General features: G+C 36.0%; 27 protein-coding genes. 14 read left to right on the forward strand and 13 right to left on the reverse strand.

From position 1 onward, the window contains the following. Positions 1–39: 39 nt before the first annotated feature. The gene (gene ahpF / locus M900_RS13400) at positions 40–1,587 is read left to right on the forward strand and encodes an alkyl hydroperoxide reductase subunit F (protein WP_021275626.1); all 1,548 of its coding nucleotides are present in this window, start codon (positions 40–42) and stop codon (positions 1,585–1,587) included. A 76-nt stretch (positions 1,588–1,663) separates the two neighbouring features. Further along, positions 1,664–2,140 (forward strand): hypothetical protein, encoded by a 477-nt coding sequence (locus M900_RS13405; RefSeq protein ID WP_021275564.1) that lies wholly within the window; start codon positions 1,664–1,666, stop codon positions 2,138–2,140. 39 nt (positions 2,141–2,179) lie between these two features. On the opposite strand, the gene M900_RS13410 is transcribed toward M900_RS13405, so the two are convergent. From M900_RS13410 to M900_RS13420, 3 genes are all read right to left on the reverse strand, one after another. Beyond that, a complete protein-coding gene (locus tag M900_RS13410; protein ID WP_021275308.1) occupies positions 2,180–2,764 on the reverse strand; it encodes a hypothetical protein in 585 nt (194 codons plus the stop codon). 93 nt (positions 2,765–2,857) lie between these two features. After that, positions 2,858–3,592: a hypothetical protein gene (locus M900_RS13415; RefSeq protein WP_021275400.1), complete on the reverse strand. Its 735-nt coding sequence runs from the start codon at positions 3,590–3,592 to the stop codon at positions 2,858–2,860. Positions 3,593–3,599: 7 nt separating this feature from the next. Next, complete coding sequence (locus M900_RS13420; RefSeq protein WP_021275489.1) at positions 3,600–4,037, reverse strand: co-chaperone YbbN; 438 nt, start codon at positions 4,035–4,037, stop codon at positions 3,600–3,602. Positions 4,038–4,134: 97 nt separating this feature from the next. Here M900_RS13420 and M900_RS13425 point away from each other — a divergent pair, with 97 nt between their 5' ends. Together M900_RS13425 and M900_RS13430 are read left to right on the forward strand one after the other, a co-directional pair. Beyond that, entirely contained in the window at positions 4,135–5,502 is a 1,368-nt protein-coding gene (locus tag M900_RS13425) for an MATE family efflux transporter (RefSeq protein WP_021275438.1), read from the forward strand. A gap of 51 nt (positions 5,503–5,553) precedes the next feature. Then, positions 5,554–6,096 carry an NADAR family protein gene (locus M900_RS13430; protein ID WP_021275638.1) on the forward strand — a complete coding sequence of 181 codons (543 nt, stop codon included), beginning with the start codon at positions 5,554–5,556 and terminating at the stop codon, positions 6,094–6,096. Here the strand turns inward: M900_RS13430 and M900_RS13435 are convergent. Next, positions 6,093–7,148, reverse strand: coding sequence for a serine/threonine protein kinase (locus tag M900_RS13435; protein ID WP_021275334.1), 1,056 nt, complete (start codon positions 7,146–7,148; stop codon positions 6,093–6,095). The two genes, M900_RS13430 and M900_RS13435, sit on opposite strands and share 4 nt — an antisense overlap. 77 nt (positions 7,149–7,225) lie before the next feature. Here M900_RS13435 and M900_RS13440 point away from each other — a divergent pair, with 77 nt between their 5' ends. The 4 genes from M900_RS13440 to M900_RS13455 all read left to right on the forward strand — a co-directional run bounded on the left by M900_RS13440 (position 7,226) and on the right by M900_RS13455 (position 10,148). Next, positions 7,226–7,864: a nucleotidyltransferase domain-containing protein gene (locus M900_RS13440; RefSeq protein ID WP_021275329.1), complete on the forward strand. Its 639-nt coding sequence runs from the start codon at positions 7,226–7,228 to the stop codon at positions 7,862–7,864. A gap of 78 nt (positions 7,865–7,942) precedes the next feature. Further along, entirely contained in the window at positions 7,943–8,317 is a 375-nt protein-coding gene (locus tag M900_RS13445) for a hypothetical protein (protein ID WP_021275429.1), read from the forward strand. Positions 8,318–8,325: 8 nt separating this feature from the next. Further along, on the forward strand, positions 8,326–8,691 hold the full coding sequence (locus tag M900_RS13450) for a response regulator (protein WP_021275637.1): 366 nt from the start codon (positions 8,326–8,328) through the stop codon (positions 8,689–8,691). 35 nt (positions 8,692–8,726) lie between these two features. Further along, positions 8,727–10,148: a hypothetical protein gene (locus M900_RS13455; RefSeq protein WP_157680668.1), complete on the forward strand. Its 1,422-nt coding sequence runs from the start codon at positions 8,727–8,729 to the stop codon at positions 10,146–10,148. Here the strand turns inward: M900_RS13455 and M900_RS13460 are convergent, their stop codons facing one another. The 3 genes from M900_RS13460 to M900_RS17325 all read right to left on the reverse strand — a co-directional run bounded on the left by M900_RS13460 (position 10,149) and on the right by M900_RS17325 (position 13,534). Beyond that, a complete protein-coding gene (locus tag M900_RS13460; protein WP_021275408.1) occupies positions 10,149–11,363 on the reverse strand; it encodes an ectonucleotide pyrophosphatase/phosphodiesterase in 1,215 nt (404 codons plus the stop codon). A 70-nt stretch (positions 11,364–11,433) separates the two neighbouring features. Next, positions 11,434–12,741, reverse strand: coding sequence for a sensor histidine kinase KdpD (locus tag M900_RS13465; protein ID WP_021275595.1), 1,308 nt, complete (start codon positions 12,739–12,741; stop codon positions 11,434–11,436). Positions 12,742–12,748: 7 nt separating this feature from the next. Beyond that, positions 12,749–13,534 (reverse strand): response regulator, encoded by a 786-nt coding sequence (locus tag M900_RS17325; protein ID WP_021275506.1) that lies wholly within the window; start codon positions 13,532–13,534, stop codon positions 12,749–12,751. Between the two features lie 247 nt (positions 13,535–13,781). On the opposite strand from M900_RS17325, the gene M900_RS13475 reads away from it, so the two are divergent. The 6 genes from M900_RS13475 (at position 13,782) to tyrS (ending at position 20,186) form a co-directional block, all read left to right on the forward strand. Then, positions 13,782–15,017, forward strand: coding sequence for a hypothetical protein (locus M900_RS13475; protein ID WP_021275601.1), 1,236 nt, complete (start codon positions 13,782–13,784; stop codon positions 15,015–15,017). A gap of 107 nt (positions 15,018–15,124) precedes the next feature. Further along, on the forward strand, positions 15,125–16,264 hold the full coding sequence (locus M900_RS13480) for a hypothetical protein (protein ID WP_021275309.1): 1,140 nt from the start codon (positions 15,125–15,127) through the stop codon (positions 16,262–16,264). A 77-nt stretch (positions 16,265–16,341) separates the two neighbouring features. After that, positions 16,342–16,785, forward strand: a complete 444-nt coding sequence (locus M900_RS13485) for an FMN-binding protein (RefSeq protein ID WP_157680670.1) — start codon at positions 16,342–16,344, stop codon at positions 16,783–16,785. A 2-nt stretch (positions 16,786–16,787) separates the two neighbouring features. Beyond that, positions 16,788–17,222, forward strand: coding sequence for a hypothetical protein (locus M900_RS13490; protein WP_021275354.1), 435 nt, complete (start codon positions 16,788–16,790; stop codon positions 17,220–17,222). A 254-nt stretch (positions 17,223–17,476) separates the two neighbouring features. Then, the gene (gltX, locus tag M900_RS13495; protein ID WP_021275583.1) at positions 17,477–18,904 is read left to right on the forward strand and encodes a glutamate--tRNA ligase; all 1,428 of its coding nucleotides are present in this window, start codon (positions 17,477–17,479) and stop codon (positions 18,902–18,904) included. 10 nt (positions 18,905–18,914) lie between these two features. Continuing rightward, a complete protein-coding gene (tyrS, locus tag M900_RS13500; RefSeq protein WP_021275481.1) occupies positions 18,915–20,186 on the forward strand; it encodes a tyrosine--tRNA ligase in 1,272 nt (423 codons plus the stop codon). A gap of 32 nt (positions 20,187–20,218) precedes the next feature. Here tyrS and M900_RS17330 read toward each other — a convergent pair whose 3' ends face one another. Genes M900_RS17330 through M900_RS13530 form a run of 6 tightly spaced genes read right to left on the reverse strand, consistent with a single transcriptional unit; the run spans position 20,219 to position 26,003 of the window. Beyond that, on the reverse strand, positions 20,219–20,800 hold the full coding sequence (locus M900_RS17330; RefSeq protein ID WP_021275335.1) for a PAS domain-containing protein: 582 nt from the start codon (positions 20,798–20,800) through the stop codon (positions 20,219–20,221). Beyond that, entirely contained in the window at positions 20,800–22,974 is a 2,175-nt protein-coding gene (locus M900_RS13510) for an APC family permease (protein WP_084703606.1), read from the reverse strand. Before M900_RS13510 ends, M900_RS17330 begins: the two co-directional genes overlap by 1 nt. 38 nt (positions 22,975–23,012) lie before the next feature. Beyond that, complete coding sequence (locus M900_RS13515; protein ID WP_021275502.1) at positions 23,013–23,699, reverse strand: PleD family two-component system response regulator; 687 nt, start codon at positions 23,697–23,699, stop codon at positions 23,013–23,015. 1 nt (position 23,700) lies between these two features. Continuing rightward, entirely contained in the window at positions 23,701–24,381 is a 681-nt protein-coding gene (locus M900_RS13520) for a response regulator (RefSeq protein WP_021275607.1), read from the reverse strand. After that, a complete protein-coding gene (locus tag M900_RS13525) occupies positions 24,378–24,671 on the reverse strand; it encodes an Hpt domain-containing protein (protein ID WP_021275552.1) in 294 nt (97 codons plus the stop codon). Before M900_RS13525 ends, M900_RS13520 begins: the two co-directional genes overlap by 4 nt. A gap of 3 nt (positions 24,672–24,674) precedes the next feature. Then, the gene (locus M900_RS13530; protein ID WP_021275427.1) at positions 24,675–26,003 is read right to left on the reverse strand and encodes a response regulator; all 1,329 of its coding nucleotides are present in this window, start codon (positions 26,001–26,003) and stop codon (positions 24,675–24,677) included. Positions 26,004–26,053: the final 50 nt, after the last annotated feature.

The raw sequence follows: 26,053 nt of genomic DNA on the forward strand, positions 1-26,053 counted from the left end.
TTTTAGACGGCTCTTCTTTAGGAAAAGATCGAGGAAAGTATGTTAGATAGTGCAATGTTAGAACAATTAAAATCAGTATTCACAAAGCTTGAGAATCAAGTTGAATTGGTTCTAAGAACTTCTGATCACGCTAAGCAAGCAGAGTTAAAAGAAATGTTAACTCAACTTTCTTCAACATCAGATAAGATAGTTTTGACAGAAGTTGCTGACGGGAAGTCTTATCCAAGCTTCTATATTAAATATGATGGTAAAGAGAATGGAATTGCTTTTGAAGGTATTCCTGGTGGACATGAGTTCACGTCACTTATTCTTGCAATTCTAAACTCAGACAAGCAAGGAAAATTACCTGATGATATGATCATCAATAGAATTAAGAAATTAAAAGGGCCAATAGCTCTTAGAACATATATTTCACTTTCATGTGAAAACTGTCCAGAGGTTGTCCAGGCGTTAAACTTAATGGCAATCTTCAATGAAAACTTCTCTCATACGATGGTTGATGGAGAATTCGTTCAGGAAGAAATTTCTTCTCTGGGTATCCAAGGGGTTCCAAGTGTTATTGGTGAGGGAAAACTTATTAGTTCAGGAAAAATATCATTACCAGATCTTATTAAGAAACTTGAAGAAAAATACGGGGTTGAAGAAGGTGGAGAAGTAAAAGAAGTAGACCTTGGTCTCTATGATGTTGTTGTAGTTGGTGGTGGCCCAGCTGGTGCATCTGCTGCCATTTACAGTGCTCGTAAAGGTTTAAAGACTGCTGTAATTGCGGAAAAAGTTGGTGGCCAGGTTCAAGATACAAAAGGGATTGAAAACTTAATCTCTGTTCCATATACAGAAGGTCCTGAGCTCGCGGCTAAACTCGCAGGGCATATGGCCGAATATGATATTCAAATTCTTGAGCATCGTAGAGTTTCAAAAGTTGTAAAAGATAAGAATTCATTCTTAACTTTAGACTCTGGAGAGAAGCTTGAAACAAAGTCTCTTATCGTGACAACGGGAGCGAAGTGGAGAGAGTTAAATATTCCTGGTGAGAAAGAATATATTGGACGTGGTGTAGCATTCTGTCCACACTGTGATGGCCCATATTACAAAGGAAAAGATATTGCAGTTGTTGGTGGTGGAAACTCTGGTGTTGAGGCAGCAATCGATCTTGCTGGCATCGTAAAGAGTATTACACTTATTGAATTTGCTCCAGAACTTAAGGCCGATCAAGTGCTTGTTAAAAAACTTGAGTCTCTTCCAAATGTAAAGATTTTAAAAAATGCGAGAACACATGAAGTCGTTGGTAACGGCGAAAAAGTTGTTGGTCTTTCATATGAAGATAGAAGCAACGGTGAAATCAAGAATCTCGAGCTTGATGGAATTTTCGTTCAGATTGGTCTTTTACCAAATAGTGCTTTTATCAAAGATGTTGTTGAGACAAATAAATTTGGAGAAATTGTAATCGATGAAAAATGTCGTACGAGTGTTCCAAATATATATGCCGCAGGAGATGTAACAACTGTACCATTTAAGCAAATCATTATCGCAATGGGAGAGGGAGCGAAAGCAGCCCTGACTTCATTTGAAGATCACATGATTAGTTAGAAAAATATTCATATCTATTTACACCTTGTTTTGCTAGTGATAATAAAGTTTGATCAGTGAAACAAGGTGGTCTAAGTTGAAAACTCTAATCTCGATTCTAATAATTTCAAATATTTATGCTTTAGAAGTGCTAACAGCAAAGAACCAAAAATTCGTTACAACTTTCCAAAATTATGCGTGTAAGAGCTTTAGAGATAAGGCCTCCACACCAACTGAGCTTGCGGAATTAGACATGGAGTTTACCCTCTTAGGGGTCTCTGATAGCACCCGTAATATCACAATGGACCTAATGTCTTCTGATGGGAGTTGTTCTTATCACGCATACTTTTCACGTAAAAAAGGGGAGAAGTTTTTAAACTTTGAATCTTCTGTTGCTGTTGGTGATGAAGTTTGTACTAGTAAGAAAGAGGCAATTGATGCTCTTATGGTAAATGGTTTTAGATATGTGATTAAGTTTAATGCTTATATTTCTCTACTCTTTATGACTAAAGTTAATAATGAGTGTTTAGAAACTTCTGGTAATAATCTCGTCGAGTTTACTTGGGAGATTTAAATAGATAAGAGCTTGGTTTCTAGGCCAAGCTCTATATTTTTATAATTCGTCAGATACTTCGATTGTCATTTTTAAATGATCCGTACAAGCAAGTGTGTCACCATCTACAGAACATTCCATATCACTAAATTGGATATCACTAGAGATTTTAAATTCATCTGTGTCAATATTTAAATGCTGTAATTGTGCAAGACCTGACTGTTCTAATTCATCTTTATATATGGCGAGAAGTTCTTCCTTTGAGATTGTAAGTTCTTTTAAGTTTCCAGTGAATGATTTTTTCATTTTTGCATTTATTTCAATATCAATATTCTCTTGTCTTCCGTTAGCGTCGATTTCTTTATCTACATATTGTATAGTGTTCTTCCCTGTAACTGTAATACGTTTGAGATGAGCATTCTTATCATCTCTTTGGCTTACGTCTTCTGATTTCTCTAGCATTGTTTCGCCATCATCAGAAAACTTAAAAGATACATTTCCGCTCGCTAGTGAGTATGACTTAATAAAATCATTTTTCGCCATCTTTTTATAGAAAGTTTTAGATGTTAAATTTGTTCCAATTTCAATTTTTAAGGCATACGTCGATGTTGATAAAAGTGCGCAAGCAAGTAATAACTTTTTCATGTTGTCTCCAGTTTTATGAAATAAAATTATTTCTAGATTACCTGGAGAAGCGTTCATATTCAGGTTTATTGAAATTTATTTAGGGGTGTAGATTTAGTTTACACCATCGTTAAAATACCAGCACTTAGGATAGCTCTCGTTTAAAATCCCTGCTTTAAATGTATCGAGACGGCATTGAGGAGCTGGATGTTCTTCCATTGTTTGGGTGACAATACTTGAATCTTGTCTAGTCAATTTTGGAAACGGAAAGCGATTACCTCTTCTGGTATTTGATAATTTGTGTGAAAACTCGGCAGTATTTTTTCCACTTAGAATGAGGCGCTGGCAAAGATAATCATTGCTTGCACAAAGGCCAATTTGGCTGGACTCGTCTTTATGCATCTTCATGAAATTCTGATTGTCTTCGTTAGCGATATATTCTTTAAGACAAGTATTTGTTGCATAGTAATCACTCTTTCCTTCAACCGTGGCCCATCTTCCTTGTTTGTAGGGAACTCCGCCAAAATGATGGCCAAGCTCATGGCAAAGTATTGTCTGAAAAGTTTGAATGTTCATTTGTTTGTGACGTATAAGTCCACCAAGAATTGTGATAACCATTAGGCCATCTTCTCTGGAAGCATATGCATTAACGTCATTTCTTTCCCAGGCCAGCCTGACCTCGAGATTGGACATATTATAAAATCCTCGAAAATTATCAAGCTCTATCTCGTAGAGTTCTCTATTAGATTTTTCCATGAAAGTATTATCAACTTCAACTGTCTCCATATTCTCAGGCAAGAAAGATGCAAGTGTTTGAAGTGATAAGAGGATAAGAAAAAAGCTTTTCATAAAAATCCTAGAGGCTTAAGAAGATAAAAGCACCAATAAAAATGACTAGTAGTAAAATGATTAAGATTTCAAATGAGTATGACTTGTTTTGTTTTTCAACTTCAAATTGTCCGTGCTCTCGAAAATAAGGTTGGTCGATATTTGTAATTACGAATTCTAAATCTCTAAATGGAGTGACACCGTAGAATGAGTAAAGAATTTCTCTGCCTTCACAGATGTGAATTGTTGGCACCGATCTAATTTCAAAATGACTTGCAAGTTCAGGACTTTGGTCTGTGTCGACTTCAAAGAGTTTTATTTCAGGATAGCTTTCACGAAACTTTTCTAGAACAGGTTTCATCGTTTGGCATGGACCACATGTTTCAGATCCAAACTTAATAATATAGGGTCTGTTAAGAGCATTAACAGATGAGTCAAAATTTTCTGATGTTAAAATATAATCCATTTAAAAATTTTAGGTGATGGACCACATTTTGATAAGACGCAGCGAGTACTTTGATTAAATGCTTATCTTTTAACTCTTGTTTGTATATAGTGAGGATATGGAAAAGAAAGAACTCAAAGCAAGTCTCACTCAAGGTAATATTCTTTTACAACTAATCTCTTTAGCGTTACCGATGTCATTTGGTGTTTTTAGTATTATTGGATTTAACCTCGTCGATACTTTCTTCGTTGGTCAGCTTGGAAGTTTGGAGCTTGCTGCCATGGCGTTTACTTTTCCTATACCAATGCTTGTGGGATCAATCTCTTTTGGTATTGGTACTTCAACAGCCTCTTTTACCTCTCAGGCCATTGGCGCAGGTCGAGTAGAGGAAGTTAAGCAGTACACAAGTTATAGTCTTCTCCTTGCTATCGTTATAGTCTGTATCGTCGCAGTTCTAGGATATTCAACAATTGATTGGCAATTTCGCTTGATGGGAGCAGATGATACGGTTCTTCCTCTTATCCGTGAGTATATGCAAATTTGGTATCTTTGTACGCCGTTTACTGTTATTCCGATGGTTGGAAATAATATTATGCGCTCACTTGGAGATACTAAGAATCCAGCAAAGATCATGGCAGTTGCGGGGATTGTAAATATCATCTTAGATCCTATTCTCATTTTTGGTTTAGGACCAATTGAGCCAATGAGACTACAAGGTGCTGCCATCGCCACGATGATATCAAGAATCTTAACACTTTTTGCTTCACTTTATATTCTTCATACAAAGTATGGTGTAATCAAAAATCCTTTTAAAAACTTTAAGGAACTTTGGAAGTCATGGACCGATATTATCTGGCTTGCAATTCCTGCGACTTGTACAAATATTGTTTCTCCTATTTCAATGGCCATCGTTACAAGAATGGTTTCAAATTATGGAAATAAAGTTGTCGCAGGTTTTGGTGTCGGAACTCGTATCGAGTCCTTTATGACTATTCTGCTTATTGGACTATCAGTTAGTCTTGGCCCATTTGTTGGGCAGAACTTTGGTGCTAAGAATTTTGAAAGAATAAATAAGGCGATTCGTTATGCTAATATTTTTCCAATACTTTGGGCCGCATTTTGTTTTTTAGTTATGTACTTTTTCTCTGATAATATTAGTGCGCTTTTTAACGATGATGTTGAAGTAATGAGTGCCGCAAGAAGCTACCTACTTATTATTACGATAGGAATAATTGGTAATGGGGTCCTTTTAAATATTGTTAATGTTTTTAATGTTATTAAAAGACCCAAAGTATCTCTCGTGGCCAATGCTTTTAAGATGTTCATTATCTATCTGCCATATGCTTTCATCTTACGTGGGACGTTTCATGAGTATGGAATTTACTACGCCGGCCTTACTGCCCATCTGGTAACTGGATTCTTTGCTTATATCTACTTGAAAAAAACTTTTAAAGATATTGCCGGAAATCAAGCTCTTAATTCGTAGCGTCTAATAAGAGACGTTGCTTTTTGGTGAATTTATTTATTTAATTTGGCCATGAAAAATCTAATCAAAATTTGCACACTTACCTTTATTTCTCTTGTAACATTTGCTGGATCAATTCCTCATTACGACAGGTATCCGCAAACTCCTGCGATTCCTTACGAAGAAGATATCTTAGACTTCTATTCAACGAAAACAGCTTATGGTGAGTTTTCAAACTTTGCTCTCTTTCCAATCACAATTAATGGAGTTCTTTGGCCGACGTCTGAACATTATTATCAGGCACATAAGTATGAAGCAGCTGATCTCCAAGAGTGGGTAAGACAAGCGCCTTCACCATATGAGGCAGCAATGAGAGGAAGAGATAAAAATATTCCAAAACGTGCAGACTGGGATTCTTATAAAGATATTGCGATGGATGTTGCTGTAAGAGCAAAATTCACTCAGTATGAAGTCTTAAAAGAGCTACTACTTTCAACTAATGATAGTGAGATATTCGAACATACCAAGAATGATTGTTACTGGGGTGATTGTGGTGATCGCACAGGTAAGAATAAGCTTGGAAAACTACTGATGACAATTAGAGCAGAGCTTTAATAGTAGTAATCATCGTCTCCATACCCATTGCCATATCCATTCGAAGGACCTTTAATCGTCCTTAGTTGTTCATTGAGATCATATATCTGCTCTGCCCAGTATTGATCTGTATTAAAGTAGGGAAAATTCTCTTTGAAAATTGGATCATCCCATCTCTTGGCCATCCAAGCGGCAAAGTGGATATAACGTAGAGCTCTCAGTGGTTCAATTAACTTTAGCTCTTCATAATTGAAGCTTCTCATTGAGTCGTAGGCCTCAAGAAGAACCATTCGATCATTAAGTGCTTCCTCATCGATACCGGGAACGACTAGCCAGATATCTTGAACTGCAGGACCCATTAACATATCGTCAAAGTCAATGAAGTAAGGGATGTCGTCGCGATAAATGATATTACCTTTGTGACAATCTCCATGGATACGAATATTTTTAATATTTTTAAAAAGGGGAGAGCTCACTTCACAAATCTCTCGCACAACGCTCTCATAGCCTTTGGCATATTGCGGAGGAATAATATTTTTTTCTAAAAGAAAATCGAGGTTCTGTTCTCCATAGGTTTTTGTATTAATTGATAAGCGGTGACTTGCCACAGAGCTTGCACCAATATTATGAATTCTTCCAAGCGTTCTTCCCATGATTTGCAGCTGTTCTTCATTGAGTTCTTCTGGTGCTCTTCCTCCTTTCTTTGGGAAGAGGCAGTAGTAGATATCATGATCTTTCAGTTTAAATAAAGTTTCACCATCAATAACAAGGGGGGCGATGACTGGAAGCTCTTGCTCGTCAAGATCAAGCAGGAAGCGATGCTCATCGCGTATCTGATCTTGATTCCATCGTCCTGGTCGATAAAATTTAGCGACAATGAACTTATCACTAGGACTTTTAATCTCGTTTGTTGGTCTTTCTATTTCTATCTCATACACCCTGTTCTCCATACTTCCTAATTGGAGGCAACGACCTGTTGTCGTTATTTTCAAGGCCTCGACAGCATCAAGAACAATTTCAGGTGTTAAGTGAAAGAAGAATTGTGTTTCATTACCCCAAACGTAGTTTGTCATAAATTCCTTTATTGTAAAAAGGTGATTGATTTGTCAGAATTATACTAGAAGCCGTATTTAATGGGAAAGGAATAAGTATGAGCGGTGTTAATTCAGATAAATTACTTGAATTCTTATTAGAGAATATCGATATTAAAGTTGCAATCATGTACGGTTCAATGGTTCGTGGCGACTATACACCAAAAAGTGATATTGATATTCACTGCTTTTACGAAGGTGATGCTCCCGAGTGTTTCAACCTTGAGTTTGAGGGGCGTTTTCTTGATTGCTGGCTTGAACCGATGTCAAAACTATCAAAGATCAATGACTTCTCTCAATATATGAAATTAAAGAACGCCAAAATCATTCTTGATGATAAGCAACAAGGTGAACGTCTTGTTCAAGGTGTTCGTAATTATATCGGCGAGGGTCCTGCTCAAATTGGTGGTGCTCTTCGAAATAATCTCGTACTTTGGCTACAGCGCACGTATGATCGATTGCAAAGAGGTGATGACGAAGCTAACTACAGAAGAGTGAGTCTCTTAAAAGATATTCTTGAGATCTTTTGTACATTAAATGGGATGTGGTTCTTCGGTAGTAAAGAAACTCTATTATCTTTAAGAATGACTCACCCTGATTTCTACTTTGTATACTCTGAAGCACTTAAGGACCCTGCTGATCTTCTAAAAATTAAGAAAGTGGTTAACTTAATTGTAGGAATGGAGATAAAAAAGTAATTTCTTCCCAGTTTTTTATTGATTTTTCCTCTTCCCATTTTAAGTTAGAATAATTAAGTCGCTTGAAAAGGAATAAAGTTGATTAAATTGCTCGCTATCATATTTATCTCTAGTCTCTATGTTTTTGCATCTCCTGTTGAAAATTACAAGAACGCGAGAAAGCAAAATATTCTTGAATACACAGTCTTTGGTATTGATGAGTGTCTAAAGAGAAATGAGGCTCTCTTTGTCGTAGGGCCAGGTGAAGTTCCGGAAGGAAAAATTCAAGTTGGCACACCTGAATATTTTAATTTCCTTGCAACTTGCTTTAAGAGTGTATCCACACTTAAGTGTGTTGGAAAAGATAATTGTATTATTAAAAAATCGATGCAAAAGCGTCTCGAGAACGTGAAGTATCTGGATAAGGTTCTCTCCAAATTTGAAGGAACGATATCGCAAAAAAAAATAGAATAGGATAGCAAATGAAGCCCTTTTTAATTGTTGATGACAATCATGATGTTTTGAGCTTTTTAAAGTGGGAACTTCAAGAATTTGGTGCAATTTCGATGCAGGCGGATAATTGCCAGGATGCAATTGAGGTTATTAAAGAAATTGAGCTCGAAGCTATCTTCCTAGATATCGTTTTAGGGCATGAGAGCTCAGAGCAAATAATCACTTTTATTCGTTCTGAAGAAAATACCCTTAACAAAGATGTCAGGGTTGTTCTTATGAGTGGCCTAATCGACCAGGAATTCAGTCATAAATATCATGATAAATTCTACCAAATACTTGAAAAACCGTTCTCATCTGAGCGCTTACTCCAGGTCTTAAAACAGTTGAGTTCTTAACTCAAGATTTTTAATAGATATACCGAAAAGTATTTATGAGAAAAATATTTTTGGTCGGTATATTTCTATTATGTCAATTTACTACTGCAAGTAATCTGTCTGGCTATCTTTATAAATCTCAGGTTGATGGAGTAGAAGTTTCTTTGTCATTTGACGATGCTACTAGTAGCTACCTCTTCAAGGCCCGTGGAAAGTCATACTGGTATCCACGACGTAAGTTTGATCAAATTGAAAAAAAACATTTTTATGATATTCCCTCAAAGGATACTGAAAAATTGTTCCAGACGCTAAAAAAGCATGCTGAGATTTCTACTTTAAGTAAACCAACAGATGAAGAGTTGGTTATTTATAATTTAAAAACTCTTGAATTAATTAATGACTATACAACACCGCAATCTGGTCCATGTGGTCAAAATAAAGTCATCAATGATGATGTAACTGTCGAGTATGAAAAATCAAATACAGAGGATCATAATGTCGTCGAGCTTGCTCTCGAGGGAGATGGGTTCTTTGCTATGGGAAAACTCACTGGAATGAAGTTGGAGTTAATGACTTCAAATGATAATCCTTTGCACGGTGGACTTGGGGCCATTGGCGTTACAAGTTGGGGTGAAGGAATAGAGGGAGATGATCGTGGTAAAACATTTGGAATTTCTGGAGAAGTAAGTGCACAGTTTGAAAAAGGGGAGATTACTCTTCGCAAGTTCTCTGAAGGTTATGGTCGTCTCGGTTCAGTTGAAGGAAATGGCTATAAATATAATGGGAAAATGTACAAGTCGCAATTTATCTACGATGAGGAAGGAAAACGCTATCAAGAGTTTTTAAGTATTGATGGTATAGAACTTGAGATCAAGAGAGAACTTGGTTTTGATGATGTCTATGTAAAAGTAATTGGTCGTAAAAAAGAAATGGATGATACTTCAGGCATTGCGAAAGAAGTACAGGAAAGCTGGCACAAGAATCTAGAAGGGGCAAAGGACAATACAATTCAATATCACTACTTGGATTATATGGAAAAGCGAAGAGGCTACGAAGCCTATGTAGAGGTTGGTAAGAAGTTTGAAATCTATAGAGGCGATAAGTCGTCACTCGAAGCCACTGCTTACACTGGGCTTCAAGCATCGACTCTTGGAAGCTCTGAAAGATATGTCTCAGTAGGAGGAGAGTTAAAAGCTATTTTCCTTGATGAGAATGAAGGAAGTGTATTTCCTCAGTGGGACGTGCGACTGTATGGGAATGTTAAGAAATATCAAGATCGTGAATCAGGTATGATCTCAGGAGCATCACTTACAAGAAGATTTGGAGTAACAGATCGTGGTTATATTTATGTCAAAGCTGGCATGGAATATAATGCTGATCGCTATTCAAAAGAGTATGGACAGGAAGAGTTCGATAGAAATGGCCGATATGATATCGACCATCAACTTGGTGTCGGATTTGAATATAAGTTCAAATGACTATTGTTTTAAAATACCCATAATTGGAGCAAAGTTTCCATCAATTCCGTGGTCAATTTTGATTCCAAAAATATAGGCGAACAGAGGGTAAATATTTATATTATCCACGCTCTTATGCACATATGAAGTTTTAAATTTAGGACCTTTTGCATAAAAGATAGCATCCATATCATTTGTCTCATGCTGATTCCAACCATGATTTCCTAGTGAAAGCTTATCATCAACATTTAAAATGATATTCCACTGATCATCTGCAATACAGACGATATCACCAATTCTCACATTCGAGTGAAACTTAAGTTGTTTTGGAGTAGTCATTGGTGAGTAGCACTTGAAGTTCTTGGCGGTCTTATTAATCGCTTCAATATCTTTTGAGATATTGGTTACGATATTAGATTTTTTATATAAATGTGAAATTGGACCATGCCCTTCAATAAAGTAGAGAGAGCGAATATAATCATTAGATTTTTTGAAAAGGAGCTCTTTATTTTCTGCAACTAGTGCCTGCATACCATGATCTGAGAGTACAATAATATTGAGATTTGGCTCAATTTTAAGTGCCTGACTGAGAAGACTTTCAATTGATCTATCCACCTTTAAAACGGCCTCTCTTGTTTCTTGCGCCTCTGGACCAAATTTATGGCCAGCGGAATCTACATCAGAGAAGTAGAGAGTTAGAAATTGAGGTGCATTCTCTGTCTTATCAGATAGCCACTCGAGTACCTTAGAAATTCTCGCTTCATGTGGCATTGTATGCTCATAATCAAGGTAGAAGTCTGGTCGATAGCCTAGTACTTCCGCTTCTGAGCCTGGCCAAAATAGAGTCGCTGACTTGATTCCATTTTTCTTTGCAAGCGCCCAAAACGGAAGCGCCTTATAAAATCTTCCATCCGTTACACTAGATCTATCTTTGAGTGAGTATCTTTTTTCAAGATCTGGAGCATAGAAGTGATTGGCGATAATACCATGATTCATTGGGTAAACACCTGTCATAATGGAGAGGTGATTAGGGAAAGTCTTTGTCGGAAATGACGGTCTTAGTGATCTTAGCCTTGCTCCTTCATTGCTAAACTTTGTCAAAAATGGTGGAGAGTAGAGTTCTGTATAATCGTGGCGGTAACCATCAATTGAGATTACTAGAAGTTTAGTCTTTTCCTGTTTGTTGCAAGAGAATAGTGTCAAAGTCGTCAGTAGGAGACAGAAATATTTCTTCATGAAATGCCTTTGTAAAAAATTGAATGTGAGAGTAGTTTAAAGAATAATTAGTATTTTTTCAAAGGAAGAATTAGATTATTGGGAGAAAGACAGAGAATTTGGATCCCGCATCTTTAGTCGAATTAATATCGATATCACATTGATGTGATTGAAGTAAGTGGAAAACAAGTTTTAAACCAACTCCGTGTCCATGCTCTCCTTGTGTTCCAAGAGATGTTCTATTGTTGACACCTTTTCTAAGCTCCTCTAAAAAATCTTCATCAATACCAATACCTTCGTCTTTCACTGTTATTTTATATTGAGAGCCGAGGATTTCTCCCGTCACACTAATCTTAGAGTTTTCAAATGAATATTTTATTGAGTTTGCGATGAGGTTTCTAATCACTGTCTCAAGCATCAGTTGATTAAAACAAAACTTAAGAGGATGAATCGTACTTTCAATATTAATACTTTTTCCAATTGCTAAATCTTCGCAAAAATCTATCGCATTTGCACATGCGTTCTGCACGCAATTTGATTCATTCTTTGCATTTGATGACTTGATACTTATGGCCCATTCAAGTAGGTTTTGAAGAAGGCCGTTTAAGTTATCTGAGGCGGAGTTTATTGATTCAACTTGTTTGTTTGCTCTTTCGATATCATCATTCTCAAGAGACTTTTTTAGTATTTCTACTCTGCTTTTAATAACTGTAAGTGGGTTTTTAAGGTCATGGCCGATAAGGCTAAGTATCGTATCTTTAGCGTAGCCGAGTTCTTTAAGGTATTCTTGTGCCAAGAAACTTGCTCTTTGTGATTTTGATTGAACTATTTTTATATAAATGAGAACTATGTTAATAGCACATAACATGAAACACATATAAATATGAGCATTCAATCCAACGAGTTCAAAGTTAAAGAAGAAAATGTAGTGTACTAGTAAAAGTGTAGAGGAAATAAATGCATAAAGTAGCGGTGCTGGAGTTACTATATAAAATGAGCAGGTCATGATGAGAATTCCTGGCATTAGAGTAAAGCTATTTCCCCTTGTCATCAAAGTCAGAAGAATAATTATGAGAGTCGACAGTAGCATCAGGAAAAAACCATACTCTTCAATAGCCTTAGGGTAATGAACTTTTTTGTAGAAAAGTGGAAACATTAGCAGTCCAGCAAAGACTAGTATAAGGCGAAGACCGATGAGGATATTTGCACTTCCCCAATAAAAGGTACGATGAAAGTCAAAAAAGATTCCAGCAAAAAGAAGTAGAATGCAGCAGATATTATAGCTTACAAAAAAGTGCTTCTTACTTTGCTGCCAATAATATTCTTTGAACAAAGCCTCTTGGTCTCTATCTCTTAATTGTCCTGAAAAGCGATAATTACTTTGTTCTTCTACATTCATCTAAATTTTATGCAGCAATTTTTCCAAGTTCAATTGAGCACTTGATATAGTAAATAAGTTTATTTTCTGATAACGGTTTTTCAGCAAAGAATACTTTTTCCCAGACTTGTTCGTCAGCATTGATCTCTGGACGATAACCACTCAAGAAAATAATTGGTGTATGTTGATTGCCTCCAACAGATTTTCTGAGTTGATTGATAAACGCCTTCCCATCGAGTTCTGGCATCATGTAATCGCAGATGATGACATCGTATGTTTTAGCTTGACTCTCTCTCAAGCCTTCTTGACCATTAGCAGATGTTGCAATTTCACAATTAAAACTTTCTTTTAGATAGGTGGAAACAATTTCTTGAATATCTGGATCATCATCAATAATAAGAAACTTAAAATTATTCTTCTTCATTGGTTTATCACTTGCTTGATTTTGAATCATATTTGTTAAATCATAGAAATCAAAATCTGCAGTCAAGTCGACTTTTAATATTTCAAGATAATCAGAGAGAGAATTGAGATACATTAATGATGTATCATAAGATTTACTATCAAACTCAATTTCACCATTTTTTAATTGGATCAACTTTGATTCAAATAAGTGAGAGATCTCCGCTATTGAGTCAAAACCACAAGCTCTTGTATTACCCTTAATAGAATGTATCACGCGAAACATTTGATTATAGTCATCAGTACCAAACTCTGAAACTTCTTTGCCGTATAAGACATCACTTAGTTCTGCAAGATGATCTTCAAGCTCACTCATCGTTGCTAGTTTAAGTTCTTTTTCTATTTCTTCCATGGCTGGTCCTTTTTATTTGTTCGATTGTACGAACTCTATCGGATTCCAATAAATTTTTATTAGATCAATTATAGGTGCAAAATGAAATTTTTTCATGGGCCATTTTGACACTGGGGTCACTATAGCTAGTTTTGCAGATTCCTGGTCCTAAACAAATTCAGGTACAAGACGCGCTGCTATATACTTGATTTTTTTGGCATATTAATTGCTCTTTGATATCTTCGTAACACAACATAAGGAGAGAGAGATGAGTAAGACTTACCTAAGTTTAGGCCTTTTATTGCTTTGCTTGTTGCTTGGTCTAGGGGCAAAGGCCGAAAGCGCAGACAGTTTTCAATTAAACGGACAATCTGAAGAGACAATTGTACTTGACCTAATTAAGTCAGTAACAATGTATAGAGATGAGCTTCAAGATTCGACTTGCACTAGACAAGAGCCATATGACACAGAAGAGTGTGGGTATGTAACAAAGTATCGTCAGGACTGTCGCTACGAGCCAGGTAGAAATGTTTGTAGACCGTATACAGATAGAATATGTCGTTATGAAACTCGCTATCGTCAAGAGTGTCGAACTGAGCCAGGAAGACAACAATGTCGTTATGAGCCAGGTAAAACAGTATGTAGAACGAATTCGCGTGGAGAGAATAATTGTAGAACGATTCCAGGTAGGCAGGTTTGTGACACTGCTCCAGGAAGAAGAGTTTGTAGAGATGTTCCTTATCAAGATTACGTTTGTCGCAATGAAACGCGCAATAGATGTGATTATGAGCCAGGTAGAAATGTATGTTCAAGCGTTCCATACCAAGAGTACGAATGTAAAACAGTTACTCGTTACAGAAGTATTCCATACGCATGTAAAATTACAGTTAAAGTTCCATATCAAGTTGATAAGAAAGTTGAGCACACTGTTAACTTTAATATCGTAGGAGCTAAAGACCTTTCTGATGCAACAATTAATGTTGCCTTAGCTGAGAATGGAAGTATTTCCCTTTCTGCTGATAACCACTCTGCTTTAACACTTCTTGAAGTTGATAATAGAATTGTTTCATCAAGTGAGTACGATTTCACATCACAAGTTGATGTAAATGTAGTTGATAGAGCTCAATATGAAGCGCCATTAAAAATTAATTCACATGGTTTATGGATGAGTAAAGATGGTGACTACGTACTTACTGTTGATAGCTTCAGCGCTGTAAACTTTGCTGTTGAAATTGATGTTGTAACTGTTTCTGACGGAGATAGACATTATAAGAAAACTTTCAATATTAATGAATTTAAGAAAACTGATGCTGGAAATGGGAAGGTAAAACTTTCAATTGATCTTAAAAAACATGGTTTCAAGGCCCTAAAAAATCTTTTTGGTGGAGTAAGAATTAAAGTCGCAACAACTTTTGAAACAACTCCGCTTGGAAATGTTCTTGGAAATCAAAAACCAAACAATTCTAGAGAGCACATTTTTAGTCTAAAAGTTTATAAAGATTAATAGAATTTAGTTAGGCCACTTCGGTGGCCTTTTTTTTTACCTGTTTTGCTTGACAATTATTTGTTGCTTGTTAATACTCCTGTTTGATTATTCAAACAGGAGAAACAATGAAGAAGTCATTACTTGCAATGGTAGTACTCGCAACTACAGCGAATGCAGCAACAACAGCAGATCTAGAAAGAAAGTTAAATGTACTTGCAACAGAAGTACAAAATCTTAAGGAAAACAAAACTGAAACTGGTGTAACTCTGGGTGGTTACGGAGAAATTATCTATACAGATACATCGTCTGAAAATGAGTCAAATAAAGCGTCTGGAGTAAAACCAAGCAATAAGTGGGATACTCTTAGAAACGTGCTTTATGTAGGTTATAAGTTTTCACCAAAATGGTCATTTAAAACTGAAATTGAAATTGAGCACGCGAATGAAATTTATACGGAATTCGCTGAAATTAGATACTCTCACTCTGATGCATTCAATGCTAAGGCCGGTCTTCTTCTTGCGCCAATTGGTTTTGTAAATACAGAGCATGAGCCAACTAGATTTTTTGGAGTAAATAGACCGGAGATCGAAAGTAAAATTATTCCAACAACATGGAGAGAAAATGGTTTAGGTCTTCATGGGAAGCTCAACCAACTTTCATATAACGTATTTCTTTTAAACTCTTTAAAGGGTGATAGTTTTGATGCTTCAGGTGTTCGAAGTGGTAGACAGAAGGGCTCTAATGCTGCTGCTGGAAACTGGGCATACCTTGCAAGATTAGATTATAACTTTAATTTTGGTCTTGATTTAGGAGCAACAGCATATATTTCAAAAACAAATGGAACAACAGCTTCAGGGCTAAAGCACAATATTTATGAATTACATGCTGAGTATAATTACCAAGGTTTAAAGGCGAGAGTTCTTTATGTAAAATCTGACCTTGATGGGAAGAAGATTTCTGAAGTTGTAAGTAAAGATGTTGCTGATGAAATGGCTGGTTACTATGTAGAACTTGGTTATGATATTTTCCACGGAAAAGATTGTTACCTTGCTCCTTACGTCAGATATGAAACTTTCAATACTCAAGAAAAGCTTGATGCAAGCCTTGGTGACAAAGATAAGTCAAAAGATGTTACGAACCTTACTTACGGTTTAATGTATAAGCCAGTTGAGAAAATTGCTTTCAAAGTTGACTACCAAAAAGTTACAAACGAAGCAAAAACAGGAGTTGATAAAGTTAACTTTGGTATCGGATGGGAATACTAATCTTGTCTAGATTTCAAAATACTTTAAAAATTGGGGGAAGATTACTTCTCCCTTTTTTGTTTTTGTCCTCAAATTCTATGGGAGACAAAATCCATAGTAACCTCGAAAAAAAATTTCCAGAGTGCAAGCTAGAAAAGAAAGTATATTTTCTTGAAGATGCTGAACTTTTGAAATTAAAAGAAAAGTATCCGACAAAAAACATCAGTGCATTTTATAATTATTATGAAAAATCTTGTTCAGGTAAAATGTCTCGACTATTTGTTTCAAGTGATGTTGTAAGGACATTAAAGCAATTTCTATTAATTGAGATAAAAGACAAGAGGATTGTAAATCTTGAGGTCTTAAAGTTTGATGAACCAGTTGAGTACAAAGTACAGCCTTATTGGCTTGAGAAATTTTATAAAATTACTTCTCTAAGTGAGATTGATAAAATGGATGGAGTCTCTGGGGCAACACTGACTTCGCGCTCAACGAAATATCTTAGTTGGGTATTTCTCTATGTTGATGCTATAATAAAATAGTTATGCAAAGACGAAACTCTCTTCCTGTACATCTTTCTTCATACCTTGTGATCGCAATCGGTGCAATCTTGTATGTGATTAAAAATTTCTTTAGTGTCGAAGGGGAATGGGGAGTTGAAGATCACTTCCTCGTTAAGCCTTTGTTGAGTGCACATCTTCTAACCACACCACTTTTAGTTTTCTTTATTGGTTCAATTTTACACTTTCATATATTGATAAAGCTTAAGAGTGGGGTGAAAAAATTTAAAGTATCAGGACTCTTACTTGTGGTGTCTTTTCTTGTCATGTTATTTTCAGGAACTTCAATCCAAGTATTTATCTCTGAAGCTGGGCGCAATACAGCTGTACTGATTCACAATATATCTGCTTTAATTTGGGCCATTTCTTACATTCTTCACCATGCTTTAGTCAGTTTCTCGAAGCATACCTCAAACTGATCCAGTTAAATGGGGATGAGATTTGTATATTCTTTTGTTATTTAGTGTCGTTAAACCCTGAGATTTTAGGCTGCAGTAAAAAAAATACCTAAACCCATGTTGTTGTTAAGAAATTGATATAATTATCCCCATTTTTCTGGAGCAGTTTAAACTAATTATCGAATTGGGCAATGTGCCATTGGCTTTTTAAATGCATATACATCTAGCTTTTGCTATAATGTGCCAAAAATTTGTTAAATTAGAAGGATATAGAAATGACTGTAAGAGTTAGATTTGCACCATCACCAACTGGTTACCTACATATCGGAGGAGCGAGAACTGCGCTTTACCAATACCTTTTCGCAAAAGCGATGGGTGGAACTTATGTACTTCGTATTGAAGATACAGATCTTGAAAGATCTAAAAGAGAATATGAAGAGAGCCAAATTGGAGATCTCAAGTGGTTAGGGATCGAGCACGGTGAAGGGCCAGATATCGGTGGAGAGTATGGACCTTACCGTCAATCTGAAAGAATGCAAATCTATGGTGATATTGCTTGGAAATTTATTGAGGAAGGAAAAGCATATCCGTGTTTCTTAACAAGTGAGGAACTTGAAGAGCTTACAGAGAAAGCGAATGCTGAAAAAATCGCTCCACATGCTTATCACGGAAAATATCGAGACTACGACCTTGCTGAAGCAAAGAAGAGAATCGAAGCAGGTGAAGAGTATGTTATTAGATTTAAAAACCCAGGAAAGAAATGGACGTTTACAGACCTTTCTCGTGGAGAAGTAACTTTCCCTGAAGATATGGTAGGTGACTTTGTTATTATCCGTTCAAATAAAATGCCTGTTTATAACTTTTGTTGTGCCGTTGATGATTGTCTAATGAAGATCAGTCATGTTATCCGCGCAGAAGAGCATTTAAATAATACTGTTAGACAGCTAATGATCTATGATGCCATGGGGGCAGAGCCACCTCAGTTTTGTCACGTAACTCTTCTTGTTGGTGAAGATAGACAAAAACTTTCTAAGAGACATGGGGCGACTTCTGTAACTCAATACAAAGAGCTTCACTATCTTCCACAGGCAATGACAAATTACCTTTGTCTTCTTGGTTGGTCACATCCAGAAGAGAAAGATATTTTTGATGTGAACGAACTTGGAGAAAAATTTGATCTTTCTAGGTTTTCTAAGACGTCAGCAATGTATGACATTAAGAAATTAAACTTTGTAAATGAGCAATGGTTACGTGCTCTTCCTGATGCTGATATTGCGAAAGGAATGACTATTGCACTAGGGACGGACTCTGAATTTAATAAACAGAGTGATGAGTGGAAAGTAAAGTTTGCGAGCATCATGAAAGAAAAAATTCAACTTTTCTCTGATGTTGAGTCACACCTCCCAATCTTCTTTGATCCCGCTGCTGAAGAAGATGATCAGTATAAAGAAGCAATTGCTTGGGAAACTACAGCTCAAATTAAGACCTACTTAAATGAGGAAGTTTCAAAGCTTAGTGGTGATTTTATTGACGAGTCTCTTGTTGATACTTGGATGAACCATCTAAAAAGTGAATTAAAAATTAAGGGTAAACCATTATTCATGGGAACAAGAGTTTGCCTAACAGGTAGAGCACACGGACCAGATTTAAAATCAGTTGTGTCATTAACTCCACTTGAAATCGTTAAGAAAAGATTAAGCTAAAGGATATTGCATGAAGTTTTATGATGAATTAAAAGCCAGAGGTATTATCGAGGCCATGAGTCACGATGAGTTAGAAGAAAAACTTAATAACGAAAGCCTTTCTTTCTATTGTGGTTATGATCCTTCTGCAAAGTCTTTACAGCTTGGTAACTTATTTACAATTGTGACGTGTATGCGTTTTCAAAATGCAGGACACAAGCCCTATATGCTAGTTGGTGGTGCTACTGGAATGATCGGTGATCCTTCAGGCAAGAGTGAAGAGAGAAACCTTCTTGACGAAGATACGCTGAAATCAAATATTGAAGGTATCACAAAGCAACTTGGTCAATTTGTAAGCTTCGATACTTCGAAGTCTAATGCTGCTGTAATGGTGAATAATCATGACTGGTGGGGGGGAATTGGATTCCTCGAGTTCTTAAGAACTATTGGAAAGCGTTTTAGAGTAAGTGAAATGCTTGCCAAAGACTCTGTTAAATCTCGTATTCAATCAGAATCAGGGATCAGCTTAACTGAATTCTCTTATCAAATTCTTCAGGCATATGACTTTGTTTGTTTAAATAAACAGCATAATGTGAAGCTTCAAATTGGTGGTTCTGATCAGTGGGGAAATATGACCGCTGGTACAGACCTTGTACGTAAGATGAATGGGGAGCAGGCCTTCTGTTTTACAATGCCACTAATTACAGATCAAAATGGAAATAAGTTTGGAAAGTCAGCTGGAAATGCTATTTTTCTTGATGGGGAGATGACTTCTCCATATAAGATGTACCAATTTTTATTAAATGTTGATGATGCCATCGTCGATGGTCTTCTAAAGCGCTATACATTCCTAACTCTGGATGAAATTGCAACACTCGAAGATAAGACTAAGACTGAACCACATTTAAGAGTTGCTCAAAAGACTCTGGCAAGTGAAGTGGTAAAGCTTGTTCATGGTGAAGAAGGATTAGCCTCGGCACTTCGTGCAACGAGCTTCTTCTTCGGTGAAAAAATTGAAAATGTAACAGATAAAGAAATCTCTTCAATCTTTGAAGATGTTCCTTCCGTGACACTCTCTAAAGACTTCTTAAATGAAGGTGAATTTTTAGAGGCCCTTGCTCAAACTCCACTTTTTAAATCAAAAGGGGAGGCTAGACGTAGCGTTGAACAAAATGGAATCTCTATTAATAACGTAAAAGTTACAGCGGTTGATAAGAAGCTTTCTAAAGATGATCTCGCAAGTGAGACGGCTCTTCTCGTTAAAAAGGGAAAGAAAAATTACTGTGTAATTAAATTTGAATAAGAGTAGAGGAGGTCATTGACCTCCTTTTTTTGTTAAATTGATCTTATATAGTCAATTATTTTCTTTATTTCTGTTTTAGTTTCTTCTTTGACTACCATCGCACTTTCCTGGTCTGTGAAGTATTGCATTGATCGGATATTTGCAAAGATTCTCTCTAGCGGATTAGAGACGTTGTGCTCGATTTCGTTTGTACTAATCTTCGATTCTATTGTTTCTGTAAGTGTTGTATCGAGAATTTTTTCTTTCTTTTCTGTGATATCACTTTGAATCCCAATAAAATATCGAACACCTAATAGCTCATGCTCAATCGGTATTAGCATTAATCTATTCCAAAATGGTGTACCATCTTTCTTATAGTTAATGAGATCATACCAACAGCATATACCCTTTGATATAGAGTTCTTAAGAGACTTTGTAACCTCTTGATCACTTCCTGGTCCTTGTAAGAAACGACAGTTTCGATTTATTGACTCAGCTGCCGTATATCCGGTAATTTCTGTGAAATAACTATTTATGTAAACGAGTGGAGAATCTTCTTTTTCTAGATCGACGATGGTAAAGCACTCATCAAACTCATTTCCACATTGTGTAAGAACATCAAGAATTGATTTCATTATTTATTAATTCCTTTTCCACTTGGGTGGATTGAGATGACGGAACAAGTTGCTTGATCAATTATCTGATCCTCGACACTTGAAAAAATATCATGCCATCTATAATTCTTCTCACTACCAATGATAAGTAGGTCAAATTCAGCACTGTTTTGTACAATAGTAGAGACAGAGTTTTTGCCAGTCAAAATAATAATACTTTTTCTGACTCGAACGTCATTTGTACGAATTTCTAGCTCATGCTCAATTGATTGGCAACGCTCAATCGCCTCATTTTTATTAACAAAGTACGCAAAAGCTATTTCTGCTTTATTTGTTACTGCAAGGGCCTCTGCTGTTGAAATAATGATTTCATCATTATGGTCTAGATTAAGCACGACGAGTATCTTTCTAATATAACGAACACCCTTATCCTTGAAGATAACAAGATGGCATTCGAGATGGGCCTTAAGCCAAGTGATTGGAGAGTGAAGGGTGATAGTTCCTCGACTTTTTCCGCTCCATTCCATGAAGAGCCACTTTGAGTGCATTCGCTGAGAGAGTTCAAAAATTGTCTTTGAGATGTCGTGAGTGACAACGGGATCAAAAGTAAGAGGTTTTCCTTTTTCAATTGCCATCGCAATGACACGTCGGCGAAGAGATTTAAGTTCAGGAGGCTCTTCAATGAAATCACTTAAGTCCGATTGTTCAGGAGCTTCAGTAAGATGAGCGACTTCAATTAGGTCATCATTTTCTGATAGTGCAACACCCATTTCAACAAGCATTTCTGGAGATCGTTCTTTCCCTAGAAGAGTTATTACAATTTGGGCATCACGATTAAAAGTTGCAGACTCCATTTTATTTATCTCATCATCTCGTTGTTTGGTTAGATCTTTTCTCTTTCCATGAATTCCAATAACACCCTTTCTATCTACCCTTTTCCTAGCATAGGAAAAATAGATTATGAGACCAGGTATCGAAATTCCGAGTAGTCCAACAATTGCGACACTTCCCATTTTTAGGAGAAGAAAGCTTGTGAGTGTTATTCCTATCATCTGAGTGAATGGATAGAGAATACTTTTATATGTCGGCCTATACCAGTGAACGCGAGTTTCTCTTAGTATGATAACTGCAATATTCTCAAAAAGATAAATAGCAAGAATGAAAGCAGAAGCTAATTTGGCAATTTTCGTAATATCGATGAATGAAATTATAAAGAGAATAATAATTCCAGAGCTAATAATACTCACAATAGGAGTTTTGAAATTTATGTGTAGCTTTCCAAAGCTCTTTGGAAGTAATCCATCTCTACTCATGGCAAATGGGAAACGAGATGCTGCCAGTAGACCTGCATTAGCCATTGAGGTCATTGTGATAATTGCAATAACTGAGATAGCTATTCCTATGTAGTCACCTGCATATGCTTTGGTCATTGTGTATATAGGCCTAAGGTTTCCTGATAACTTTGATAGTTCGACATATTTAGATAGTGCAAATGTTGTTGTACAGTAAACAATCGTGACAATAAGTAGAGATATTAAAATTCCACGAGGAAGATTCTTTTCTGGTTTTTTTATTTCTTCTGCTATAGCTGCAACTTTGGTTACCCCCGCAAAAGAAACAAAGACAAGACCAGTACTTTTGATTAAACCTTCTATACCATTTTGTAGAAATGCTGTATCACCTGAAACTTCCAGTGGGTTTAGAATCACTAGGGTATCAAGTAAGACTAAACTACTAATGGCCGTGATGACGATAAAGATTAAAAAATTACTTATTTTTCCCACACCAAAAATATTTATAAAGGTTATCGCGATAGCGAGCACTAGTGCTACTTCTTTAATATTAACGTTACTTAGAATGTTGAGATATGCTCCAAAGCCCATGAGGGCAAATGCTGACTTGAGCAAAAGAGATATCCAAAGACCTAGGCCTGCAATTGTTCCTGCCATCGGGCCAAATGTTCTATCAAGATAAATATATGTACCACCACTTGATGGCATTGCTGTGGCAAGTTCTGATTTTGAAATAGCGGCCGGTAGGACACAAATTGCTGCTAGTAAATAGGAGAGCCATACACTTTCACCAGTGATGGAAAAAGCGAGACCTGGAAGAACGAAGATTCCAGAGCCAAGCATAGAGCTTATGCAAATTGCGATGACAGAGCTTAGTCCTAAGCTTCGTTCTAATTTTTTCATGCAAGCGTATCGGAAGAAAAATCAATTAATTTAGATACTTATGTTATTGGAGGGGATTCGATGAGTATCTTTCTAATCGCAGGGAAAAGAGCTGCATGTTCTTGCTCGTCAAGTTCAATTTTAAATATATACCCACCGTGCTCTCGATCGAGTGTTACTTCTTTGATAATAAAGTTATGACCGGCCAAGAAGCCATTGTTGATTTCTATGTATGTGCCTTTTGCGATATAGTTCTTAGAAAGAACACGGATATATTCCTCTGTAATAGAGTGAATAGTTAATGGTAGTTCAAAGAAACACTCAAGATCTCCTGTAGGAATTGCAAAGAATGGGAAGGCATTCTGTTCATTGAATCTTTCTAAGTAGAGATCAACTTTACTCATCAGAATTTTATTATCTAGCGGTTTTTGAATATAGTCATTTGCACCACACTCAAGAGCAAGTTGAATATCTTCATCACTATCTCTTCTGGACATAATAATGATAATAATTTGGTTGCCTATCTTTCTTCTCATCATTTCGATGATTTTAAATCCTACTCCGTTAAAATCTCCTATGTTTAGATCTACTAGACAGAGGTGTGGCTTGAAAGATACAATTTTTTTGAAAAATTCTTCGAGGGAAGTAGCTGTCTCAATAGCATATGAGTTTTTCTTTAAAATAACTTTTAGATAGTTGTTGATGTCAGCATCATCATCAATAGTAAGAATTCTTCTTTCGTTCACACTAAGCCTTCTTCGTTTTTAATGACCTAATACCTTTTAGATCTTTTTCTTTTAGACCTACAATACTGACATCAGTGTCATAGATTCCTGGTTGTACATCACGACTAGGTCGGTGAATAACAAACTGGGCACGATCAATTTCAATTTTCTTTAGAAATTTACTGCTTATATTGAGCTTCATTTTTTCACTAAATTTAATTTTTGATCTCAATACCAGTTCAACTTCGCTAATTTTTGTCACTTGCCCCATACATTTTGCCGTTAGCCTACTTGTGTTTTGGTCTACGATTGTAGCTTCCAGGAGATCTAGGTCTGGCATGATTTTTTTCATTGTGGTCATAAGTATATTATTATTGATAGGCTTTATTAGATAACCATTTGTTCCTATACGCTGAGACAGCTCTATCGCTTTTTTACTTGATAGGGAACTTATCATTATAACTTTTATGCGACGGTGTGGATCAATTTTACGTACTTGTGAAATAAAATTGAAGCCATTTTCATTCTCGAGATTAATATCCAATAGAATAAGATGTGGGTAAATTGCAGTAAGCTTCTTCTCAGCTGAAAGTGAATCTTCTGCTTCATGTACTTCATGACCCATTCCTTCGAGCAACTTTCGAAGATATACTCTCATGTCCGGATCATCATCAATTATTAAAATACTCTTACTCTTTCTCATATGAATTTGACTTGAATATCCTGCATAAATGCTTCAAAATTTTTGATAAGATCACCAACTTTTTCAAAATTTCCATTTTTACATTCAAGTTCGATATTCTTAGCAATTTTTCCTAGTTCATCAAAACCATAACCACCTGAACTACCAGATACACGATGTCCAATTTTTTCTATCGTTGAGTAGTCTTTAACCGCAAAGGCGTCATTTAGTAGTCCGATATCCTTGCGTCTGTTCTCGAGGAAGCTGGGTAAGATATCTTTAAGTTCTTCATCAACTTCAATGATTGGCATTTTTTACTCCTCATCTGTAATTAGAAATTTATCTTTGATTGCTTTTAAAATTTTATAGAAATTCTTGTGCGCAAATTTATAATTTAATATTGTAAAAATCTCTCTTAGTTTTTCAGGTTTAAATTCATAATGATACAGCTCATTAGAAAAAGCATGAGCCACTAGAAAGGTCAAAGTGGTGACTGAATTATTTGTATTCATCTGACTTTCATTATAAGGATAATTCTCATCAAAACTATGTTGAATTGTTAAAATCTTTTGAATTTCATCACTTATATCTGTAAAATTCTTATTATTCTCAAGAAGTTTAACATGTTTTCTTATTATCTGTTGTTCATCATATGTTAAGTCTTTGATCTTTTCTGGCCTTATGTCATGAATGTAATTTAAATCGGCCCTTTCAATACCTAGGTCATGAATTAGTGATGCCATTGCAAGTCTTTCATTTGCTTGCTTTGTTAGCCCAACTTCACCGGAAATATGTGAGCAAATGCATGTTATCAAAAATGTGTGATCGTAAGAATAATCATTTGATTTTAGCAGAGATTCGATCAGTCCTTTAAAGCTAGATTTGTGGGCCTGCTCAATTGCCTGTAAAGCAAGTTTAGAACTTTCATCGATAGAGTATTGTGAAATTCCTAGTTGTTTCACCAGGGAGGCTAGGTAGAGGTGCTGTTTCTTTGCATTTTCTAAGAAATCACTTTCACTATTAGTGTTTTTTAAAAAATTTGTTGATGTAAATTCAACGAGAAAGTCTTCGTAATCTTCTGCTAATATATAGAAATACTTAATTTCTTTTTGAATGTAGCGTTGAATAAAGTCCATTTCATATTCATGTTCTTTATTAATGATTTTAACGTACTTTTCCTTATTTATTTCGATGAAGATTGAACATTTTGTGTAGTTGAATCTCGTAAAGTTATATATTGGAACTCTTCGATATTTACTTTGTTCTCCATCTCCGTCGTAGTTCAAAATTTTATTAAGCATTGCCGTGATGTCTTTTGGTCGGGCAGGTTTTTGAAGTGAAGATAGTCTCTGATCATTTGAATCTGTTAGGAAATCTACTTCTTCAAGGTTTCTACTTGTGAAAAGTAAAAACTGCGTTTCGCTATTATGAGTTCTTAGATGTATATAAACGTCTTCGCCAGTACCAAATGGAGGCATTTCATAATCACAAATAATTAAATCGAAACTATAACGATCTAGTTCTGCGATAGCCGTATTTGGGCACGATGCCCTGACTATCGTGGCACTTTCAAACGCATTTTCAACTATTATACATATAAGCTCGAGAATTGCGTTATCATCATCGACGATTAATATATTCATTAATTTTACCTCTTATTTATTATCGGCAGGTAAAGATAATTGCTTGAGAG

The sequence above is a fragment of the Bacteriovorax sp. Seq25_V genome (assembly GCF_000447795.1).
GTDB lineage: Bacteria > Bdellovibrionota > Bacteriovoracia > Bacteriovoracales > Bacteriovoracaceae > Halobacteriovorax_A.

Excerpts from the sequence above, each read along its gene's own strand:
- M900_RS13530 (WP_021275427.1), bottom strand. The coding sequence starts at position 26,003 with ATGAATATATTAATCGTCGATGATGATAACGCAATTCTCGAGCTTATA.
- M900_RS13490 (WP_021275354.1), top strand. The coding sequence starts at position 16,788 with ATGCAAAGACGAAACTCTCTTCCTGTACATCTTTCTTCATACCTTGTG.
- M900_RS13480 (WP_021275309.1), top strand. The coding sequence starts at position 15,125 with ATGAAGAAGTCATTACTTGCAATGGTAGTACTCGCAACTACAGCGAAT.
- M900_RS13475 (WP_021275601.1), top strand. The coding sequence starts at position 13,782 with ATGAGTAAGACTTACCTAAGTTTAGGCCTTTTATTGCTTTGCTTGTTG.
- gltX (WP_021275583.1), top strand. The coding sequence starts at position 17,477 with ATGACTGTAAGAGTTAGATTTGCACCATCACCAACTGGTTACCTACAT.
- M900_RS13510 (WP_084703606.1), bottom strand. The coding sequence starts at position 22,974 with ATGAAAAAATTAGAACGAAGCTTAGGACTAAGCTCTGTCATCGCAATT.
- M900_RS13435 (WP_021275334.1), bottom strand. The coding sequence starts at position 7,148 with ATGACAAACTACGTTTGGGGTAATGAAACACAATTCTTCTTTCACTTA.
- M900_RS13485 (WP_157680670.1), top strand. The coding sequence starts at position 16,342 with ATGGGAGACAAAATCCATAGTAACCTCGAAAAAAAATTTCCAGAGTGC.
- M900_RS13460 (WP_021275408.1), bottom strand. The coding sequence starts at position 11,363 with ATGAAGAAATATTTCTGTCTCCTACTGACGACTTTGACACTATTCTCT.
- M900_RS17325 (WP_021275506.1), bottom strand. The coding sequence starts at position 13,534 with ATGGAAGAAATAGAAAAAGAACTTAAACTAGCAACGATGAGTGAGCTT.
- M900_RS13425 (WP_021275438.1), top strand. The coding sequence starts at position 4,135 with ATGGAAAAGAAAGAACTCAAAGCAAGTCTCACTCAAGGTAATATTCTT.
- tyrS (WP_021275481.1), top strand. The coding sequence starts at position 18,915 with ATGAAGTTTTATGATGAATTAAAAGCCAGAGGTATTATCGAGGCCATG.
- M900_RS13415 (WP_021275400.1), bottom strand. The coding sequence starts at position 3,592 with ATGAAAAGCTTTTTTCTTATCCTCTTATCACTTCAAACACTTGCATCT.
- M900_RS13410 (WP_021275308.1), bottom strand. The coding sequence starts at position 2,764 with ATGAAAAAGTTATTACTTGCTTGCGCACTTTTATCAACATCGACGTAT.
- M900_RS13520 (WP_021275607.1), bottom strand. The coding sequence starts at position 24,381 with ATGAGAAAGAGTAAGAGTATTTTAATAATTGATGATGATCCGGACATG.
- M900_RS13450 (WP_021275637.1), top strand. The coding sequence starts at position 8,326 with ATGAAGCCCTTTTTAATTGTTGATGACAATCATGATGTTTTGAGCTTT.
- M900_RS17330 (WP_021275335.1), bottom strand. The coding sequence starts at position 20,800 with ATGAAATCAATTCTTGATGTTCTTACACAATGTGGAAATGAGTTTGAT.
- M900_RS13430 (WP_021275638.1), top strand. The coding sequence starts at position 5,554 with ATGAAAAATCTAATCAAAATTTGCACACTTACCTTTATTTCTCTTGTA.
- M900_RS13440 (WP_021275329.1), top strand. The coding sequence starts at position 7,226 with ATGAGCGGTGTTAATTCAGATAAATTACTTGAATTCTTATTAGAGAAT.
- M900_RS13525 (WP_021275552.1), bottom strand. The coding sequence starts at position 24,671 with ATGCCAATCATTGAAGTTGATGAAGAACTTAAAGATATCTTACCCAGC.
- M900_RS13455 (WP_157680668.1), top strand. The coding sequence starts at position 8,727 with ATGAGAAAAATATTTTTGGTCGGTATATTTCTATTATGTCAATTTACT.
- M900_RS13465 (WP_021275595.1), bottom strand. The coding sequence starts at position 12,741 with ATGAATGTAGAAGAACAAAGTAATTATCGCTTTTCAGGACAATTAAGA.
- ahpF (WP_021275626.1), top strand. The coding sequence starts at position 40 with ATGTTAGATAGTGCAATGTTAGAACAATTAAAATCAGTATTCACAAAG.
- M900_RS13420 (WP_021275489.1), bottom strand. The coding sequence starts at position 4,037 with ATGGATTATATTTTAACATCAGAAAATTTTGACTCATCTGTTAATGCT.